This is a genomic window from Cupriavidus sp. D384, from assembly GCF_001652915.1.
Lineage (GTDB): Bacteria > Pseudomonadota > Gammaproteobacteria > Burkholderiales > Burkholderiaceae > Cupriavidus.
Window position 1 is genome coordinate 318914 of record NZ_BBQI01000090.1, and the last position, 18284, is coordinate 337197.

The 18284-nt window shown below is 67.1% G+C and carries 14 protein-coding genes and 1 pseudogene; 5 read left to right on the forward strand and 10 right to left on the reverse strand.

All coding sequences use genetic code 11. The annotated features are described in order from the left end of the window. Positions 1–238 precede the first annotated feature (238 nt). Entirely contained in the window at positions 239–1153 is a 915-nt protein-coding gene (locus A9J21_RS19220) for an amino acid ABC transporter substrate-binding protein (protein ID WP_156546004.1), read from the reverse strand. 4 nt (positions 1154–1157) lie between these two features. Then, on the reverse strand, positions 1158–2459 hold the full coding sequence (locus A9J21_RS19225) for a dicarboxylate/amino acid:cation symporter (RefSeq protein WP_066738619.1): 1302 nt from the start codon (positions 2457–2459) through the stop codon (positions 1158–1160). Between the two features lie 407 nt (positions 2460–2866). Here A9J21_RS19225 and A9J21_RS19230 point away from each other — a divergent pair, with 407 nt between their 5' ends. Further along, the gene (locus tag A9J21_RS19230; RefSeq protein ID WP_066738620.1) at positions 2867–5995 is read left to right on the forward strand and encodes an efflux RND transporter permease subunit; all 3129 of its coding nucleotides are present in this window, start codon (positions 2867–2869) and stop codon (positions 5993–5995) included. A 27-nt stretch (positions 5996–6022) separates the two neighbouring features. Here the strand turns inward: A9J21_RS19230 and A9J21_RS19235 are convergent, their stop codons facing one another. Continuing rightward, on the reverse strand, positions 6023–7216 hold the full coding sequence (locus tag A9J21_RS19235; RefSeq protein WP_066738621.1) for a mechanosensitive ion channel family protein: 1194 nt from the start codon (positions 7214–7216) through the stop codon (positions 6023–6025). Positions 7217–7389: 173 nt separating this feature from the next. Here A9J21_RS19235 and A9J21_RS19240 point away from each other — a divergent pair. Further along, positions 7390–8129: pseudogene (locus tag A9J21_RS19240) on the forward strand (SDR family oxidoreductase). Between the two features lie 17 nt (positions 8130–8146). On the opposite strand, the gene A9J21_RS19245 reads toward A9J21_RS19240, so the two are convergent. Beyond that, positions 8147–9064, reverse strand: coding sequence for a LysR family transcriptional regulator (locus A9J21_RS19245; RefSeq protein ID WP_066738623.1), 918 nt, complete (start codon positions 9062–9064; stop codon positions 8147–8149). Positions 9065–9228: 164 nt separating this feature from the next. Between A9J21_RS19245 and A9J21_RS19250 the strand changes: the two genes are divergently transcribed. Then, positions 9229–10515, forward strand: a complete 1287-nt coding sequence (locus A9J21_RS19250; protein WP_066738625.1) for an MFS transporter — start codon at positions 9229–9231, stop codon at positions 10513–10515. Positions 10516–10581: 66 nt separating this feature from the next. Beyond that, positions 10582–11331, forward strand: coding sequence for a creatininase family protein (locus A9J21_RS19255; RefSeq protein WP_066738632.1), 750 nt, complete (start codon positions 10582–10584; stop codon positions 11329–11331). A 502-nt stretch (positions 11332–11833) separates the two neighbouring features. On the opposite strand, the gene A9J21_RS19260 is transcribed toward A9J21_RS19255, so the two are convergent. From A9J21_RS19260 to A9J21_RS19275, 4 genes are all read right to left on the reverse strand, one after another. Then, positions 11834–12385, reverse strand: a complete 552-nt coding sequence (locus A9J21_RS19260) for a cytochrome b (protein WP_066738634.1) — start codon at positions 12383–12385, stop codon at positions 11834–11836. A gap of 12 nt (positions 12386–12397) precedes the next feature. Continuing rightward, positions 12398–13480: a catalase family peroxidase gene (locus A9J21_RS19265; RefSeq protein ID WP_066738635.1), complete on the reverse strand. Its 1083-nt coding sequence runs from the start codon at positions 13478–13480 to the stop codon at positions 12398–12400. A gap of 117 nt (positions 13481–13597) precedes the next feature. Then, on the reverse strand, positions 13598–14353 hold the full coding sequence (gene ydfG, locus A9J21_RS19270) for a bifunctional NADP-dependent 3-hydroxy acid dehydrogenase/3-hydroxypropionate dehydrogenase YdfG (RefSeq protein WP_066738636.1): 756 nt from the start codon (positions 14351–14353) through the stop codon (positions 13598–13600). Positions 14354–14438: 85 nt separating this feature from the next. Next, entirely contained in the window at positions 14439–15461 is a 1023-nt protein-coding gene (locus A9J21_RS19275) for a restriction endonuclease (protein WP_231906974.1), read from the reverse strand. 295 nt (positions 15462–15756) lie between these two features. On the opposite strand from A9J21_RS19275, the gene A9J21_RS19280 reads away from it, so the two are divergent. Continuing rightward, the gene (locus A9J21_RS19280; RefSeq protein WP_231906975.1) at positions 15757–16101 is read left to right on the forward strand and encodes a CzcE family metal-binding protein; all 345 of its coding nucleotides are present in this window, start codon (positions 15757–15759) and stop codon (positions 16099–16101) included. Positions 16102–16160: 59 nt separating this feature from the next. Here the strand turns inward: A9J21_RS19280 and A9J21_RS19285 are convergent, their stop codons facing one another. Next, positions 16161–16802: a hypothetical protein gene (locus A9J21_RS19285; RefSeq protein WP_066738644.1), complete on the reverse strand. Its 642-nt coding sequence runs from the start codon at positions 16800–16802 to the stop codon at positions 16161–16163. Between the two features lie 16 nt (positions 16803–16818). Continuing rightward, positions 16819–18228 (reverse strand): cytochrome-c peroxidase, encoded by a 1410-nt coding sequence (locus tag A9J21_RS19290; protein WP_066738646.1) that lies wholly within the window; start codon positions 18226–18228, stop codon positions 16819–16821. Between the last annotated feature and the right edge of the window lie 56 nt (positions 18229–18284).

An 18284-nucleotide genomic window follows, 5' to 3' on the forward strand; every position in this document is an offset into this window, starting at 1 on the left:
CGGGCGCTCGCTGCGATGGTTGCAGACTAGGCCCGGAATGTGACCCGAGGGACGTACAGAACAGGTACAGCCGAAAGAGTACAGTTTGCGCCATCGCAGTGCACAAACCTTGAACTGTGCTTATCGGTTTTGCATGACTGCACCAGCTTGAGTCATATTTCTCATGATTTTGTCGCAAATTGCCGATTCTGGAGGCCTCGGGCCACCTGATCGTCGCGCTGGCTGCTGTCTGGGGCCGCTACTCCGGCTGCTGCGGCGTGGCGTCGATGATGTCCTCCAGCTGCGCGCTCATCGGAATGCCAAGCCGCTCGCCGGTGGGAAGCCGGTTCAGGAACCACTGCTTGTAGAGTCGCCCCAGTTCGCCGGACGTGATCAGGTCGCGTACGGCCTTGTCGACCACGGCCGCAAATTGCGGATCGCTCCGGCGCAGCATGATGCCGTACGGGTCGTAGGACAGGAATTCGCTGGTCACGATGAACTGCTTGCCCGCGTTGTAGTGCGCCAGGAAGCCGTACAGCAGCACGTCGTCGCCGGCGTAGGCATCGGCGCCGCCATGGCGCAGCACCTCGAAGGCATCGGCATGGTCGCGGGCGTGGATCAGCTTGATGCCCAGGTTGAACCGTGTGGACAGGTCCTCGATGGCGCTGGCGTTGGTGGTGCCAGCCGTTGCCACCACGGTCTTGCCCTTGAGGTCGCGGAAGGTCTTGACCGGCGAATTGCGCGGCACCATCAGCTTGGTCCCCGCCACGAAGATCACCGGCGAGAATGCCACCATGCGCATGCGCTCGGCATTGCGCGTGGTCGACCCGCATTCCAGGTCGGCCTTGCCCGACGTAATGGCGTCGAAGCGGTTCTCGGACGTCACCGGCACCCATTGCACGGTCAGGTTGCGGCTGATTTCGGCGGCTGCGGCGTCGACAATGGCCTGGCAGATGTCGATCGAATAGCCGATGGGCCGCTTTGCCTGGTTCAGGTACGAAAACGGCAGCGAAGACTCCCGGTAGCCGATGGTCAGCACGCCGGTGTCCTTGGCCTTCTTCAGCGTGCCGGACAGCGCCACGGCGTCCTGCGCCTGGGCAGCCATTGCGCCACAGCCGAACAGCATCAGCGCGGCCAGGCCCCTTGCGGCCAGTTTCCAGACGGATGCGCGCATGGCGTCAGGCCTCCGCGGTGCCGGGCGTGCGGGGCTCCTCGCCCGGTATGTCCTTCTCGGTCTCGGGCACCGGCCCGGAAGCCAGCTGCCCTTCCCACTTGGCTACCACGGCCGCGGCAATCGAATTGCCCACGGCGTTGGTGGCCGAGCGGCCCATGTCCAGGAACTGGTCCACACCCATGATCAGCAGCAGGCCCGCCTCGGGAATGCCAAACTGGTTCAGCGTGGCCGCGATCACCACCAGCGACGCGCGGGGCACGCCCGCCATGCCCTTCGAGGTCAGCATCAGCAACAGCAGCATCGTGATCTGCGTACCCATCGGCAGGTGGATGTCATAGGCCTGGGCGATAAACAGCACAGCAAACGTGCAGTACATCATCGAGCCATCCAGGTTGAACGAGTAACCCAGCGGCAGCACGAAACTGGAGATTTTGCGATTCACGCCGAAGCGGTCGAGCGAGTCGAGCAGCTTCGGATAGGCGGCCTCGGAACTGGCCGTGGAGAACGACAGCAGGAACGGTTCGCGGATCAGCCGCACCAGTTCGAAAATGCGCTTCCCCAAGAACACAAAGCCGGCCAGCGTCAGCAGCCCCCAGAGCACGAAGAGCGCCAGGTAGAAACTGCCCATGAACTTGGCAAACGTGATCAGGATGCCCAGCCCCTGCGTGGTCACGGTCGATGCAATCGCCGCGAACACCGCGATGGGTGCCAGCCACATCACCGCGCCGGTGATCTTCAGCATGATCTGCGCCAGATCCTCGATCACGGCGGCCATGCGCGCGCCGCGCTCGCCCAGCGTGGCAATGGCCGTGCCGAAGAAGATCGAGAACACCACGATCTGCAGGATTTCGTTGTTGGCCATGGCCTCGGCCACCGATTTGGGCACCAGGTGCGCCACGAAGTCCTTGAGCGTGAACGCATTGGTTTTCAGGTTGGTGGCCGCGCCCACGTCGGGCAGCGGCAGGCCGATGTTCACGCCCGGATGCAGCAGCGTCGCCATGATCAGGCCCAGCGTCAGCGATACCAGCGACGCCGTGATGAACCAGGCCAGCGCCTTGACCCCGACGCGCCCCACCGTGCTGGCATCGCCCATGTGCGCGATACCGATCACCAGCGTGGAGAACACCAGTGGCGCAATGATCATCTTGATCAGCCGAAGGAAGACGTCGGTGATGATCGAGATATACCCGGCGATCTCCTTTGCCACCTTCGGATCGGGGAACGCCGTGTTGCACGCATAGCCGACCACGGCACCCAGGATCATCGCGATCAGGATCCAGGTCGTGATATTTGACTTCTTGCTCATGACGTCTCCTTGGGAGCGGCCGTATGGAAGTCCTGCGCCGGGGTCTGCACCTGTAACGATAGGATGCGGGGGTGCCATGGGCAAACCCGGAAACGTGGATCTGCCCCCTGCCGGCGCATCGCATTTCCTTTGATTGCACCAACAAGGGGCGATGTTTATAATCCGCCACACTCGCCACCGGCCCGATGCGGCCGGAGCGTCATACCCAAAAGCGCGCGCTGCGCTACCCGATCGAGCCATCGGGCCGCGCTGACCGTGCCACCGGGCCTCACCGGCCCACCGACCGCCCGGCATCCCATCCGCCTGGCGGCGGCCGACTTTGCGATACCCACCCAACCCACGCCGGGCTTCGGCGCGCCGCCGCATGGCCGGGCGCGATGCACGGTGTTAGCAGTCGTTCGTCCTCTATGGCGCATTTTTTCCTTCGCCGCCCCGCGTTTGCGTGGGTGCTTGCCATCCTGACCGTGGTCGCCGGCCTGGTCGCGCTGAACCGCATTCCGATGGCGCAATACCCGGCCGTGGCCCCGCCGATGGTGATTCTTTACGCCGACTACCCGGGCGCCACCGCGCGCACCGTGGAAGACCGCGTGACGGCCGTGCTGGAGCAGCAGATGCACGGCATTCCGGGCCTGCTCTATATCGACTCGAACAGCGAGGCCGGCACCGCCACGGTGACCATCGGCTTCAAGCAGGGCACCGATCCGCAACTGGCCCAGGTCAACGTGCGAAACCGGGTGGCCCAGGCCGAGCCGCTGTTGCCCGAGGTGGTTCGCCGGGGTGGCGTCTACGTCGACCAGGCCAGCGCCAGCCCGTTCATGTACGTGTCGCTGATCTCGAAGACCGGCTCGATGTCCGAGACCGCGCTGGCCGACTACGCGGCGGGCACGGTGCTGCCCATGCTGCGGCGCCTGCCCGGCATCGGCAAGGTGGAACCGTACAGCGCCGAATACGCGCTGCGCGTCTGGTTCAACCCCGACCAGCTGCACGCCTACGGCCTGACCACGGCCGATGTGGAAGCCGCCATCCGCGCGCGCAACGGCAGCGTCACGCCGGGCCAGCTTGGCGGGGCGCCGGCCGCGCCGGGGCAATCGTTCCAGGCCATCGTGCGGCCCCCCGCGCCGCTGTCCAATGCGGAATCGTTCGGGCGCATCGTGCTGCGCCCGGGCAAGGACGGCTCGGCGGTGCTGCTGCGTGACGTCGCGCGCGTGGAAATGGCAGCCGCCGACTTCCGGTACAGCTCATCGCTCAATGGCCGCGAAGCCGCGTCGATGGGCCTGAAACTGGCCGATGGCGCCAACGTGCTTGCCACCTCCCGCATCGTGCGCGCGGCGCTGGACGAGGCCGCCCGCGGCTTTCCGGCCGGCGTGACCTACGACATCTCGTACGACACCGCGCACTTCGTGCAGAACTCGATCACGCGCGTGCTCGTCACGCTGGGCGAGGCCACGGTGCTGGTGTTCCTGATCCTGTGGCTGTTCCTGGGCAACCTGCGTGCCACGCTGATCCCATGCATCGTGGTGCCGGTATCGCTGCTGGGCACGGTGGCCTGCCTGCAGGCGTTCGGGCTGTCGCTGAACGTGATCACGCTGTTTGGCGTGGTGCTGGCAATCGGCATCCTGGTGGACGATGCCATCGTCGTGGTGGAGAACGTCGAGCGCATCATGCGCGAGGACGGCGTGGACGCGTTCACGGCCGCATCGCGGTCGATGCGCGAGGTCTCGGGCGCGCTGCTGGCCGTCACCCTGGTGCTGTGCGCGGTGTTCGTGCCGATGACGTTCATGGACAGCGCGGTGGGCGTGATCTACCGCCACTTCGCCATGACGCTGGCAATCTCGATCGCGTTCTCGCTGTTCTTTGCGCTGACGCTGGCGCCGGCCATGTGCGCCACGCTGCTGCGCCACGGCGCCGCCCCGGCACGTGGCCCGCTGGCGTGGTTCGAAGCCCGCTTTGCCGCCTTCACCGCGCGCTATGCCGGCTGGATCCACCGGCTGCAGCAACGGCGCCTGCGCTGGCTGGCCGTCTACCTGGCCATGACGGCCGCCTGCGCGCTGACGCTCTGGCAACTGCCGGGCGGCTTCCTGCCCGAAGAGGACACCGGCGAACTGGTGATCGACGTGGAACTGCCGCCGGGCAGCACCCAGGCCCAGACGCGCGAGGCCATCGCCCGGATGGAGCAGTGGATGACTGCCGAGAAATTCCCGATCAAGACCACGTTCTCGCTGCTGGGCTGGAACAATGGCGGCTCGGGCGAGCAGCGCGCCAGCGTGTTCCTGTCGCTCGACGACTGGCAGCAGCGTGGCCGCGCCAACGCGGCCGATGTGGTGCTGGCGCGGCTGGGCAAGGGCCTGGAAACGTGGCCCGGCAAGGGGGAGGCCCAGCTCTACCCGTACAACGGCACTGCCCTGCCCGAACTCGGCAGCACCAGCGGCCTGGACATGCGCCTGGTGACGCGCCGCGAAGGCGGCCGGCAAGACCTGTACGCCGCCCGCGACAAGCTGATCGCGCGCGCCAAGGCCGATCCGCTGTTTGCCGAGGTGCGTGCCACGGCCGGCCAGCCCACGCCGGCACTGGATCTGGCGATCGACTATCGCAAGGCGGAGAGCTTCGGCGTGGACGCCGAGGCCATCCATCATGCGCTGTCGACCACCATCGGCTCGCGCTATATCGACGAACTGGCCCGCGAAGGCCGCGTGCGCCGCGTGATCCTGCAGGCCGATGCGCCGTTCCGCATGCAGGCCGCCCACCTGGCTCGCGTGCACGTGCGCAACGCCAGCGGCCAGATGGTGTCGCTGGGCGCGTTCGCCACGCTGGAATGGGGCAACAGCGAATCGACGCTGGAGCGCTACAACGGCCTGACCTCGGTGCGCATCAATGCGGATACGGCGCCCGGCGTGAGCACCGGCGCGGCGATGGCGCGGCTCGACGCCATGGTCCGGGAACTGGGCCCCGACTTCGAGGTGCGCTGGAATGGCCGCGCGTTCGAACAGCAGCAAAGCGGCACGCAGGCGCCGTGGCTGTTCGCGCTGTCGCTGCTGTTCATCTTCCTGTGCCTGGTCGCGCTCTATGAAAGCTGGACGCTGCCGCTGGCCGTGCTCGCCATCGTGCCTGCCGGGCTGATGGGCGCGGCAGCGGCGGTGTGGCTGCGCGGGCTGCCCAACGACGTCTACTTCAAGGTGGGCGTGGTCGTCATCATGGGGCTGGCCGCCAAGAACGCAATCCTGGTGGTCGAATATGCCGAGCAACTGCGGCGCGGCGGCATGGAACGCGTGCAGGCCGCCACGCAGGCGGCGCGCCAGCGGCTGCGCCCCGTGGTGATGACGTCACTGGCGTTCATCCTGGGCGTGGTGCCGCTGGCGATCAGCACCGGGCCCGGCGCCGGCGCGCAGCGCGCGGTGGGCACCGGCGTGCTGGGCGGCATGCTGGGCGCCACGCTGCTGGGTACGCTGGTGATTCCGCTGCTGTATGCGTGGATTGCGCGCTGGTCGGCGGCAAGAAAAGCTATGCCCGACCCGGCAACCGGCGCCGCCGACGCCTGAGGCCCCTGGCAGCGCCCTGCGGGCTGGCTAGCGCTTCTGCCAGACCCGCAGGCCAAACACCGGCAGCACGCCGTACACGTGATCGAACAGGTCCGACTGGATCTGCTCGTAGGTCTCCCAGCGCGTGTCGCTGAGGTACAGGAAGACTTCCAGCGGCAGGCCCTGGCTTTCCGATTGAACGTGGCGCACCACCAGCGGCAGGTCCTGCCGCACGGCCGGATGCTGGCGGAAATAGCCCAGCATGTAGCGGCGCAGCATGCCCAGGTTGGTCAGCGGCTGACCGTCGGCTTGCGGGGCCACGGGCAGCTTCAGCGCGCGGCAGGCGTTCAGTCCGCCCAGCAGCGCGTCGTCGCAGAAACGCACACTGTCCGCATCCACGGGGATGCTGTGCTTTACGCGCCGGCCGCCAGATTCCACCATGCCGCGCCAGTTCCGGACGCCATTGGTCAGCAGCACGTAGCTGGGCAGTGTCACGATCGTATTGTCGAAATTGCGCACCTTGATGGTGTTGAGCGCGATATCGGTGACCACGCCGTCCGCCACATAGCCGGGCACCTCGATCCAGTCGCCGATGCGCAGCATGTCGTAGGCCGCCAGCTGGATGCTCGCCACGAAGCCCAGCAGCGAGTCGCGGAACACGATGATCAGCAGCGCCGTCATGGCACTGACGCCGGTCAGGAAGTATGTGGGAGGCCGGCCCAGCAGCAGCGAGACGATGGCGACGAAGGCCAGCAGGTACAGCACGAGCGTAGCCACCTGGAGAAAGCTCTTGATCGGGCGTTCGCTGGCGTGAGGCAGATGGCTGTAGCGGTCCTCGATACTGCCCAGAAACGCAAAGCCCGCGCGCAGCCCGGTGTAGACCATGAAACAGGCCGCAGCCACCCCCAGCGGCGCGCCCAGCATCGCAATCACCGGAAACGTCAGGCTGCTGATCAGCGGCGCGGCCAGGTAGACGATCAGCGCCGGCACGATCGGCGCCAGCCGATGGAAGACCTTGCGCCGTTCCGCCGCGCGCAGCCATTTGCGGTGCTCGCCGCGCGCCAGCCGGCCTACCGCCCACAGCATCAGCGTGCGGGTCAGGTAGTAGCAGGCCACGCTCGCCAGCACGATGGCTGCCAGCAGCAGCGCCACCAGGATGATTGCCACGGCCAGGCTGTCGGTATGGACGAAGAACTGGTGTCCGTCTGGTCCCGTCTCGATGCGAATCAGGTTGCCGAACATGCATCCTCCCCGCCGGGCCGCCCCGTGCGCCATCCAGCCAGTGTAGTCGCTGGCCGCGCAGCGGGTGCGGCGAACTACATACGAATACAAAATCCCCCCCGCCCGCACACAAACCGGATACGCGGCCGTCGCAATATCGTCCCGAGATCAAACCAGTCAGGACGAGGAACGACATGGACCTTTCAACGACAAAGGCGGCCAGGGCCGCCCTGGTATTCGGCGGCTCGCGCGGCATTGGCGCGGCCATTGCCACGCGGCTGGCGCAGGACGGCTTTCACGTCGCGCTGACCTACGCCACGCGGCCCGACAAGGCCGCCGACGTGGTAGCGCGGATCGAGGCGGCCGGCGGCCAGGCGCTGGCCATTGCGGCGGACAGTGCCGACCCGGCCGCCATCCGCGCCGCCGTGCGGCAGGCGGTGGCGCGCTTCGGCCCGCTCGATGCCACGGTGGTCAATGCCGGCGTGCTGCGGCTGGGCGCCATCGACACCGTGGCCGATGCCGATCTCGGCCTGATGCTCGATGTGAATATCCGCGGCGTGTTCGTCGCCATCCAGGCTGCCGCGGCGCAGCTGCGCGACGGTGGGCGGCTGATCACCATCGGCAGCAACACGGCCATCCGCACCGGTGCGCCGGGTGGCGCGGTCTACGCCATGACCAAGGCAGCCGTGGCGGCGCTGGTAAGAACGTGGCGCTGGAACTGGCGCCGCGCGGCATCACGATCAACAACATCCAGCCTGGCCCGACCGTGACCGACATGACGGCCGACATGATCGAGCACCTGATCCCGAAAATTCCGCTGGGTCGTGTGGGCCGGCCCGAGGAGATTGCCGGGCTGGCAAGCTGGCTCGCCAGCCCGGCGTCGGCCTACATGACCGGCGCCAGCCTGACCATCGATGGCGGCTACGTGCTCTGAGGCCCCGGTGCGCCCCCTCAGCCCCCCTCGGCAAAGATGCCCATGCGATGCTGAATAAAGGCCAGCACCTCCAGCGCCGCCGCCGGCAACGGGCGCCCGGCCTTGACCAGCAGCCGGGCCTGCGTGCCCCGGAACAGCGGATGGTCGATCGGTACCGTGGCCAGGCTGCCGGCGGCCACCTCGCGGTAGGCGGCGAACTGGCCGATCAGCGTCACGAAATCGTCGTAGGCCACGAACTGCTTGAGCGCCGACAGCGAATTGGTGACCAGCGTGGGCCGGATGCGGATGTTCTCGGCGAATTCCAGCATCCTGGCCGCATGCCCGATGCCATAGGACTCTGGCATCAGCGCCAGGGGGTAGGCCATCACGTCATGGATGGTGGCCGCGCCACCGCGCAGCGCCAGCGGATGATCGTGGCGCGTCAGCAGCACGATGGGCTGCGCCGAACTGGCGCGGTACTCGATGCGCGGGTGCAGCGGCGGGTTGTAGGCCAGGCCGATATGGGCGCGGCTTTCGGCCACCTCGTTGAGCACGTCGTCCACGGGCAGGATCTCCATGCGGATATCGACCATCGGGTATTGCGCGCAGAACGGCGCCACCACCTCGTTGACCAGCGCATCGACATAGCCCTCGCTCAGCACGATCTGCACCAGGCCCTGCTGCAGCCCCATCAGCGCGTGCAACTGGTCTTCAAGCTTTTCCTGGTGCGAGCGGTACCCGCGCCAGAACTCCAGCAGGTGGGCCGCCGCCTCGGTGGGCCGCACGCCGCGCGCCTGCCGCTCGAACAGCGTGGTGCCCAGTTCCTCTTCCAGCAGCCGGATCTGGCGCGTGATGACCGACGGCGACGTATTGAGGCTCTCGGCCGCGCCACGGATCGTGCCGTGCGCCAGCACTTCCCGGAAATAGCGCAGCCGCTGCTGATTGATTTCGCGCATCGCATGCCTTTTTGTTATCTAAAAGCCGCTTTTAGTGCGCCGAGCGCCGCTGCGTTGCTTTCAGAAGAACGAAGTGTGGACTTTGTTACTGTTGGTATCAGTCTACGCGGCTGCCACTATCGAAGCCAATCCCACAACCATCACAACGCTCTGGAGACTGGCAAATGTTAGTGATGTCGAACCCCGCCGCCGTAGACGGCACTGCCGCGCTGTATCAGAAGATCAACCTGCGGCTGCTGCCGTTTTTGCTGGTCTGCTACCTGTTTGCGTACCTGGACCGCGTCAACGTTGGCTTTGCCAAGCTCCAGATGCAGGGCGACCTGGGCTTTTCCGATGCGGCCTACGGCGTGGGCGCCGGCATCTTCTTCATCGGCTACGTGCTGTTCGAAATCCCGAGCAACCTGATGCTGCCGCGTATCGGGGCACGCAAGACCTTCAGCCGCATCCTGGTGCTCTGGGGCATCACGTCGGCCTGCATGCTGTTCGTGCGCGACGTGCCCACGTTCTACGCCATGCGCTTCCTGCTGGGCGTATTCGAGGCCGGCTTCGCACCGGGCATGATCTATTACCTGTCGTGCTGGTACGGGCCGCAGCGCATGGCACGCGCCATCGCCATCGTGTTCCTGGCGGGCCCGATCGGCGGCATCGTCGGCGGCCCGTTGTCGGCCTGGCTGATGACCACGCTGGCGGGCCATGCCGGGCTGGCCGGCTGGCAATGGATGTTCCTGATCGAGGGCCTGCCCTGCCTGGTGCTTGGCGTGCTGGCCTGGAAGCTCGTGCCCGACCGTCCCGCCGATGCGAACTGGCTCACCGCCGACGAAAAGCGCCTGCTCGAACAGGAACTGGCCGTGCCGGCCGCGCACAAGCACTCGTTCGGCGCCGTGGCACGCGACCCCAAAGTCTACGTGCTGGCGTTCGCCTACTTCTGCGTGATCGCCGCCATCTACGCGCTGAGCTTCTGGCTGCCGACGCTGATCAAGGCCCAGGGTGTCAACGACACGGTGCAGCTGGGCTGGTACACGGCCCTGCCCTATCTGGGCGGCGCCATCGGCATGATCTACATGGGCCGCCGCTCGGACCGCAAGCGCGAACGCCGCTACCACGCCGCGGTGCCGGCACTGGCGGGCGCCGCGCTGCTGGCAGGCTCGACCCTGGCCGACGGCCACCTGGCGGGCACCATCGCGCTGCTGACGCTGGGCACCACCACCCTGTGGATGACCTACACGGTGTTCTGGGCCATGCCGTCCGAATACATCAAGGGGCCGGCGGCCGCCGGCGGCATCGCGCTGATCAACACCATCGGCCTGTCCGGCGGCTTCTGGGGCCCCGCCATCATCGGCTGGGCCAAGGCGGCCAGCGGCAGCCTGCATCCGGGCGTGCTGATCATCGCCGCCATGCCGCTGGCGGCCGCGCTGATCATCCTTGCCACGCGGCTGCCGTCGCGGCACTGAATCACTGAACCGCATCCAACCCGTCGCTCTCCCCGCAACACCCCCACGTAAAACAAGGAGTCAATCATGCTGCTGTACCTGTCCACCTGGTCTGAAATCGAGCAGTACCTGAAGCGCAGCCGGACCATCGTCATCCCGATCGGCTCCAACGAGCAACATGGCCCCACGGGCCTGCTGGGCACCGACTGGATGTGTCCGGAGATCATCTGCCGCGCGGCCGAGCAGCAGGCCGATATCCTGGTGGCACCCACCTTCAATATCGGCATGGCCCAGCACCACCTGGGCTTTGCCGGCACCATCTCGCTGCGCCCGACCACGTTTATCGCGGCCATCGTGGACTGGACGCGCTCGCTGGCCCGCCACGGTTTCGAGAAGATCCTGTTCCTGAACGGCCACGGCGGCAATATCGCGTCGGTCGAGGCGGCGTTTTCCGAGATCTATGCCGAATCGAGCTTCGCCGGGCGCCGCGCCGGCTTTGCGATGAAGCTCACCAACTGGTGGGACCTGGAAGGCGTGAACGAGCTGGCGAAGGAGATGTTCCCCACTGGCCATGGCGCACATGCCACGCCGTCGGAGATTGCCGTCACGCAATATGCGTACGAGCACGCGATAAAGCATGCCGACTACGCGCCGCGCATCGCGCCATCGGGCCCCATCCGCGAAGCGCTGGACTTCCGCGCGCGCTTCCCCGATGGCCGCATGGGATCGGACCCGAACCAGGCCACGCCGGAAAAGGGCCGCGCGCTGGTCGAGCTGGCGGCCCGCAGCCTGGTCAAGGAACTGGCGGCGTTCGGGGACGAGGCCGTGCCGGGCTGATCGATCCCCGGCGTTTTGCGCCCGCTCCCGCGCTGCGGGAGAAGGCGCGGCGGTTCAAGCCGAGACCTGCCGCGGATTGCACCGCCCGCCCTCTCCCCCACCCCTCTCCCACTACATGGGAGAGGGGAGCGCATAGCAAAGCGCACCGGCAAACCCGGCCAACGTTTTGCTCCCTCTCCCGAGCTGCGGGAGAGGGGCCGGGGGAGAGGGCGCGGCGGCTCAAGTCGAGACCTGTCGCCGATTGCACCGCTCGCCCTCTCCCCCACCCCTCTCCCACTACATGGGAGAGGGGAGCGCATAGCAAAGCGCACCGGCAAACCCGGCCAACGTTTTGCATAGCAAAGCGCACCGGCAAATCCAGCCAACGTTTTGCTCCCCTCTCCCATGTAGTGGGAGAGGGGCCGGGGGAGAGGGCGCGGCGGTTCAAGTCGAGACCTGCCGCCGATTGCGCCGCCCGCCCTCTGCCCCGCGCCTGACTACATGGCAGAGACAACAGCCGGGATCATCGATACTGCCGGCGCCCGCCCGGCGCCATCGCCTGGAACACCCCGTCGCGCAGCACCAGCGCATGCAGCAGCGCGGCGGCCAGGTGCAGCAGCACCACCGCGAACAGCGTCAGTCCCAGCCACGTGTGCAACGTTCGCAGCAACGCGAACAGGCTCACGTTGGCGGGCAGGATCGGCGGCAGGTGAAAGCCACCTGCCATCGTCACCGGATAGCCGCCGGCCGACAGCATGCCCCAGCCGATCAGCGGCATCGCCAGCATCAGCCCGTACAGCACGTAATGCGATGCCTTGGCGATGGCGCGCTGCGCGGGCGGCATGCTGTCCGGCAGCGGCGGCGCGCCGCGCCGCAGGCGCACGGCCAGGCGCACGATCACCAGCAGCAGCAAGGCGATGCCCAGCGGCCGGTGCAGCGCCACCAGCGTGTCATGCGCACGCGAAACGGTAAAGACCATCCCGACCCCGACGAACAGCATCGACAGGATCAGCACGGCCATCAGCCAGTGCAGCAGCTTCTGCAAGCCGCTGAATTGTGTATGCGTAGCCTTCATGCCTGGTTCCTTTTATCGGGATGCCTGCTGTCCGTGCGCGTCGAGGGCCTCCTCGCGCGAGCGGCGCTGGTACGACAGCGCATAGGCCGCCGAACGGGCAGCCAGCAGCGGGTCGTTCGACGCGGCGATGCCCGATGGCAGCACGGTCGGATCAAAGTTGACATCGCGGCAGACGCCGCCATCGGCCTGCGAACTCGCGCGCTCGATCACGAGCGTGCCGGCGTCCACCTGCTGGCGGTCATCGGGCCAGGCCTGCGTGGCATCGTCGGTGGCGTCGCCGGGCGCACCCAGCGTCAGCATCAGGCGCCAGCGCAGCGGACCGGCGGCCAGTTTCTGCGTCAGGTCGGCGGCCAGGAACGAGGCCTCGCCCTTCTCGGCGTCGGTGACCGGGGCATAGGGCAACTCGGGCTGCACCGACCAGCGCACGGCCTGCCGCTTGCCGCCCGCGTCGACCAGATAGAACGCGTTGACGCTGTAATAGGCGCTGTTGGCGAAGCTCGACGACGGGGGATGGCCCTTGACCCAGCCCTGGAACGCCCCGAGCGTGGGATTGGCCTCGGCGAACGCCTTGAGCCTGGCGGGATCGGGCTTGTGCGTGGCCGGGTCGGGCTGGCTGGCCTGCAGCAGCCCATAGAACTGCTCCGGCGTATGCACCGGGAACAGCGGCACCGAATTCATGCCGGTACGCCACTGCTGGCCGTCCGCCTGCTTGAACATCAGCGCGAAACTGCGAATCGGCACGCTGCCATCCGCCGCCTGCGGATTGCCGCCCGGAATAGCCAGGCGCCCGATCACCGGCGTTCGGCCCGCGGCGAACACGCCGGCCTTCGACAGTTGCGCAGCCCCTCCGGTACTTTCGAAATAGCCTTCGACGCAGACGCCCTTGGCGTGATTGCGCCGGTATCCTTCGTGCAATCCGTCGTTGCGCTGGAACTGGTTGACGATGGTCTGGGTGGATAGCCGGTGCGGCGCGATCCACCCGCCCGTATAGGCGAAACCGCCGGCCAGCACGAGCACGACGGCGCCGATGGCGCCCAGGCGGCACGGCACGCAGATGCGCGTGCCCGATTGTGATGTGGGGGTGTTGTCGGTCAATGCGTACTCCCGATGAGTGAGGACTCATCCGGTATACGCACAACTCCGGGGGCTATTCCATCCCACCCGAAAAATTCGCCCGGTATCCGGGCGAACATCGGGCGAATCCGAAACCGCTTACGGTTTCTCGCGGGTGATCGACAGCGCGCTGAACGACTGTGTCACCGGCATCACTTCCAGGTAGTTGATATTGACGCGCGCGGGCAGCGTGGCGGCCCAGAACACGGTCTCGGCGATATCGTCGGGCGTCAGCGCATCGGCGCCTTCGTAGACCTTGTCCACGCGCGACTGGTCGCCGCTGAAGCGCACATTGGAGAATTCCGTGCCACCCACCAGCCCCGGCGCCACATCGGTCACGCGCACGCGGGTGCCGGTCAGGTCGGCACGCAGGTTAAGCGAGAACTGGTGCACGAACGCCTTGGTGGCGCCGTAGACGTTGCCACCCGGGTAGGAATAGGCACCGGCCACCGATCCGATGTTGACCACGTGGCCGCGATTGCGCGCGACCATGCCCGGCAGGACCGCACGCGTCATCGTCACCAGGCCCGTGACGTTGGTATCGATCATCGTTTCCCACTGGTCCAGGTCGGCGCGGTGCGCCGGCTCCAGGCCCAGTGCCAGGCCCGCGTTGTTCACCAGCAGATCGATCTCGGCATAGTCGGCCGGGAGGTTGGCGACAGCGGCGAACACGGCGTCGCGGTCGCGCACATCCAGCACCAGCGGCAGCACATTGTCGCTGCCCAGTTCATCGACCAGGGCCTGCAGCCGGTCTTCACGGCGGCCGGCGGCAACGACGCGGTGGCCGGCATTGACAAAGCGACGGGCGATGGCGGCGCCGAATCCGGCAGTGGCACCGGTGACGAAAACGATCATGTTGGCTCTCCAGCTTGAAACAGGTTTGGCCCCGGATACTACACCGTTGCCCGCAAACCCGTGTGTCACTGGATGCAGATCGATATTACGCGGCGCGCGGCAGGATCACCCGGCAACGCGGGAAGTTCATGCACCCCCAGAACGGGCCCGCCTTGCCCTGGCGCGCCACCAGCTTGACGCCACAGGCCGCGCAGCTGGGCGTGCTGAAATCGCCGGCGAAGGCCGATTCCATCAGCATGGCCTGCGTCTCGGCCGGCAACGCACGGATGCGGGCCACGATGGCCTCGCCATCGAGCAGCTGGATGCCGGCGCGCCCGGCCGATTCCCGCACCGGCTGGCCCACGTAGCCCGACAGCGACCAGAACACGCCGCGCCGCACCTGCCGCTCCAGCATCACGCCGCCCAGCGCCCGCACCTGCTCCACCTTGACGGGCCGGTTCCACGCCTTGCATTGCACGACCGCCAGCGGCGCGCGCTGGCCGCGCTTGTACAGCGTGGCATCTACGCCGCCGTCCGGGCCATTGGGCACGGTCTTCACCTTGAAGCCCATGGCCTCGTAGTAGGTCACGCACAACAGCTCGAAGCGCTTCCATTCCAGTTGTTTGAGCGCGTCGAGCGACCATTCGCGGATCGGTGCCGGTGCCGCCTGCGGCATTGCCGGCGGAAGCGGCGCTGCGGCATCCGCTACGGCAATCCTGGTGCTGGCCTGGGGCACGGTCCTGATCGTGTCGGCATACGGAGGCGGCCCGGGCGGCGACGCCACGGGCCGGCGCCCCGGTGCCACGCGCCGGCGCTGCTGCGCTTCCTGCTGGCGGCGCTCCCCGGCGTGCCGGTGCGACATCCAGGCCACGATGGCGGCAAGTGCCGCCACCACGGACGCCAACAGGCGGAGAACCCCGGCCAGGCCTGACGCGGCCGGGGGCAGCGCATGCGAATGGACCAGAAAACCGATCATGCCCGGCATGACCACGTAGAGCGTGACATAGCAGGCGATGCCCAGCAGCACCGTCATCCACCATGGCGCCTCGAACAGCGTGGCGATGACCGAATGCCGGTCCCATTGCCGCTGCGCTTGCGTACGCGGCTGCGCGCCCATCCCTCGAACCATTGACCCACCTCTTTTTTGTTTTTGAAGGTGTCCGAGGCGTCCGACCGGTCCCGTCCAGTCATATGTGTACGCCCGGAAAATGCCAAATGTATCGAAGATGTCTTGCGGCCGGGTTGTATCGTGCCCACACCCGCCTTTCGCGGGGTGCGGCAGCGCACCATGTGCCGTTATCGCATCGGCTATTGCATTCGTTTTGCGACTTTATTTTGTGAATTCAAGTCATTTTGGGAATTTAATGCGGAGGCGTAGCCTTTGCGTACGGCTCGAACGGAGCCGATCACAACAACACACCATCATGACCTCGAAGACTCTCCTGATCCCTGCCCTGCTTCTCGCCCCCATGCTGGCCTGGAGCGCCCCCGCCCCCACCCCCGTCAGCCACGAAGCCGCCCTGTTCGGCAGCCCGGCGCCCGTGCAGACCGTCGGCCGCACCATCACGATCGGGCCGGATACGCGCTACGTCACGGTGGCATCGGGGGAATCGGTCGCCATTCGTGCCGGTGGCCAGACCGTCAACTGGACGTTCCTTGAGGCGCTCAATGGCGCCACGATGCCGCTGCACCTGCTGATGCCCGGCACGCAACAGGCCAGCGGCGTCTATATCCACGTGGCCCCGAGCGAGGTGTACAGCGCGGGCTGAGCCGCCCGCGCGGACTGAGGGCCGGTCGATAACTGGGCGATGACCGGGCCGGACCAGCCCTAGAGCGGCTGCCAGCCGCCGCCGGTGGCCACCATCGCCTGCTTCAGCTCCAGCTTGCCACTGCCCCTGAGCACCCGCGCCAGCACCGGAAACGCGCCCTGCACCGACGCATCGCTGGCCCACGCCGCCGGTTCCAGCGTGTAGGTATAGCGGACGGTGGTGGTCAGGCGAACCGGCGTTTCGTCGGTCTTTTGCGGCTTGTCCCAGCCCGTGACCTTCGCCAGCCGCACGCGACCATAGCAAAGGTCCGGCTGGCTGGCGCTGGCGCCATGCGCAGCCGTGTGCGGGCTGTCGTTGACGTACTGGCGCCCCTTGTCGGTCAGGTCATAGCGCAGCGCCTTGACCTTCTCGTCCTCCCCGTTCTGATGATGCAGCGTCATCTCGGCGCTGACATGCGAGACCAGCCCCGCATGTTCGAGGGCCGGCATCTGGATGCCATCGCGCATCTGCGCGGCAACGGGCAGGTCGGGTACGTCCACCGGCCACTGGTGGCGGCCAATGCAGAGATCGCCATGCGCGGTCAGGTGCTTGTCCAGCGCGGCGCTGAAGTTGGCTTCGGTGGCGGCGTCTGGCGCGTTGCAGCCCGCCAGCAGCAGGCTCGTGGCCGCTGTCAGCGCGGCGGTCAGCAGAATCGGTTTCATCGTAGGACTCGGGGTATCAGTGGGTCTTGGCGGCCTTCTGCGCGTTGGCATCGGCAAAGGCATTCGCCACCGTGTGGCCATGCGCATCGCCGTCGGCAGCATTGGCCGGCGCGACGTAGCCGTCGGTGAGCGTGTTCAGGAAGGCGATCAGGTCGTGCATCTCCTGATCGGTCATCGGCGGCTGGCTGCCGGCGCGGCGCTGGTCCAGCGGCATCTGGTCGTCCAGGTTGGCGCGATATTTCGCAGGCAGGTCGTTGAATTTGGCAACCTTGCCGCGTGCATCGCGCGGATACCATTTGTCCGGCGACGTATCGCGCGTGTTGTAGAAGCGGACCACCTCTTCCAGCGACCGGAACACGCCGTTGTGCATGAACGCGTGGCGCGTGGCGGCATTGCGCAGCACCGGCGTCTTGAACATGCCGCAGGTGGCTGCCGCCCCGCGGTCCTTGCCGGGGCGATGGTCGGTGCGCAGCGGCCCGCACAAGCCCAGGTCGAAGTACTTCGGATCGGCGTTGGCCGGAATATCCATATTGCGCGGCACGCCGATCGCGGCGAACGAGTAGTCGCTGGTCATGTCCTGGCTGCCGTCGTTGCCGCCGCCCAGCAGGTGGCAGGCCATGCAGTTGCCCTTGGTGGGGTCCATGAACACCCGCAGGCCGCGGATCTCGGCATCGTTCAGCGCGCCGCCCACCTTGTTGGTGCGGTAGCGGTCGAACTTGCTGCTGTACGGGTGGAAGCTGCGATCTTCGATCTGGAACGCCTGCAGCGCCGCGCCCACCAGCGCAAACGCCTTGTCGGTATCGTCGAACACGTTCTGACCATAGGCCTGGCGGAACGCATCGGCATGGGCGCCATTGCGCACGGCATCGACCACGGCCGCCTTGCTGGCTGCCGCCATCTCGTTGGGCGCCAGCAGCGGAATCGCGGCCTGCTCGGCGATGGTGTTGGCGCGGCCGTCCCAGGTCAGGCCGCCGCCGGGTCCGGGCGGGCTGATCATGTCGGGGTTCTCGAACGTGTCGGAATAGGCGTTGGTGTACTCCTTGTACATCAGCGTCGGCACGGCGCGCGTGCCGGGCTGCTTGCCATCGGTGCCGCCCAGCTGCACGGACAGGTCATTGGCTGGCCCATAGGCGTGGTTGGGGTCGTGGCAGGTGGCACAGGACATCTTGCCCGAGCCCGAGAGCGATGGATCGAAGAACAGCCTGGCGCCGGCCTGCGCGGCGGGCGACAGCGGCGATGCCGGCGCGGCGGCCACGGTAGCCGACACGGGCTGCACGGCGGCAGGCTGCGCCGGGGCCTTGTGGCCGGACGCGCCCGTCTGGGCCGCCCGGGCCGGCTTGCCGGAATCGGTGGCAGGCTGGCAGGCAGCCAGCGCCACGGCAAGCAGTACCGCGCAGCAGCGCGCGGCAAGTGGAAGAACACGCATGGTGAGGGTGGGCGGTGGCAGCCGCCATCCATTGTCGGTTTGAACACGGCAAGCCA

Excerpts from the sequence above, each read along its gene's own strand:
- A9J21_RS19220 (WP_156546004.1), bottom strand. The coding sequence starts at position 1,153 with ATGCGCGCATCCGTCTGGAAACTGGCCGCAAGGGGCCTGGCCGCGCTG.
- A9J21_RS19225 (WP_066738619.1), bottom strand. The coding sequence starts at position 2,459 with ATGAGCAAGAAGTCAAATATCACGACCTGGATCCTGATCGCGATGATC.
- A9J21_RS19230 (WP_066738620.1), top strand. The coding sequence starts at position 2,867 with ATGGCGCATTTTTTCCTTCGCCGCCCCGCGTTTGCGTGGGTGCTTGCC.
- A9J21_RS19235 (WP_066738621.1), bottom strand. The coding sequence starts at position 7,216 with ATGTTCGGCAACCTGATTCGCATCGAGACGGGACCAGACGGACACCAG.
- A9J21_RS19245 (WP_066738623.1), bottom strand. The coding sequence starts at position 9,064 with ATGCGCGAAATCAATCAGCAGCGGCTGCGCTATTTCCGGGAAGTGCTG.
- A9J21_RS19250 (WP_066738625.1), top strand. The coding sequence starts at position 9,229 with ATGTTAGTGATGTCGAACCCCGCCGCCGTAGACGGCACTGCCGCGCTG.
- A9J21_RS19255 (WP_066738632.1), top strand. The coding sequence starts at position 10,582 with ATGCTGCTGTACCTGTCCACCTGGTCTGAAATCGAGCAGTACCTGAAG.
- A9J21_RS19260 (WP_066738634.1), bottom strand. The coding sequence starts at position 12,385 with ATGAAGGCTACGCATACACAATTCAGCGGCTTGCAGAAGCTGCTGCAC.
- ydfG (WP_066738636.1), bottom strand. The coding sequence starts at position 14,353 with ATGATCGTTTTCGTCACCGGTGCCACTGCCGGATTCGGCGCCGCCATC.
- A9J21_RS19275 (WP_231906974.1), bottom strand. The coding sequence starts at position 15,461 with ATGGTTCGAGGGATGGGCGCGCAGCCGCGTACGCAAGCGCAGCGGCAA.
- A9J21_RS19280 (WP_231906975.1), top strand. The coding sequence starts at position 15,757 with ATGACCTCGAAGACTCTCCTGATCCCTGCCCTGCTTCTCGCCCCCATG.
- A9J21_RS19285 (WP_066738644.1), bottom strand. The coding sequence starts at position 16,802 with ATGAAACCGATTCTGCTGACCGCCGCGCTGACAGCGGCCACGAGCCTG.
- A9J21_RS19290 (WP_066738646.1), bottom strand. The coding sequence starts at position 18,228 with ATGCGTGTTCTTCCACTTGCCGCGCGCTGCTGCGCGGTACTGCTTGCC.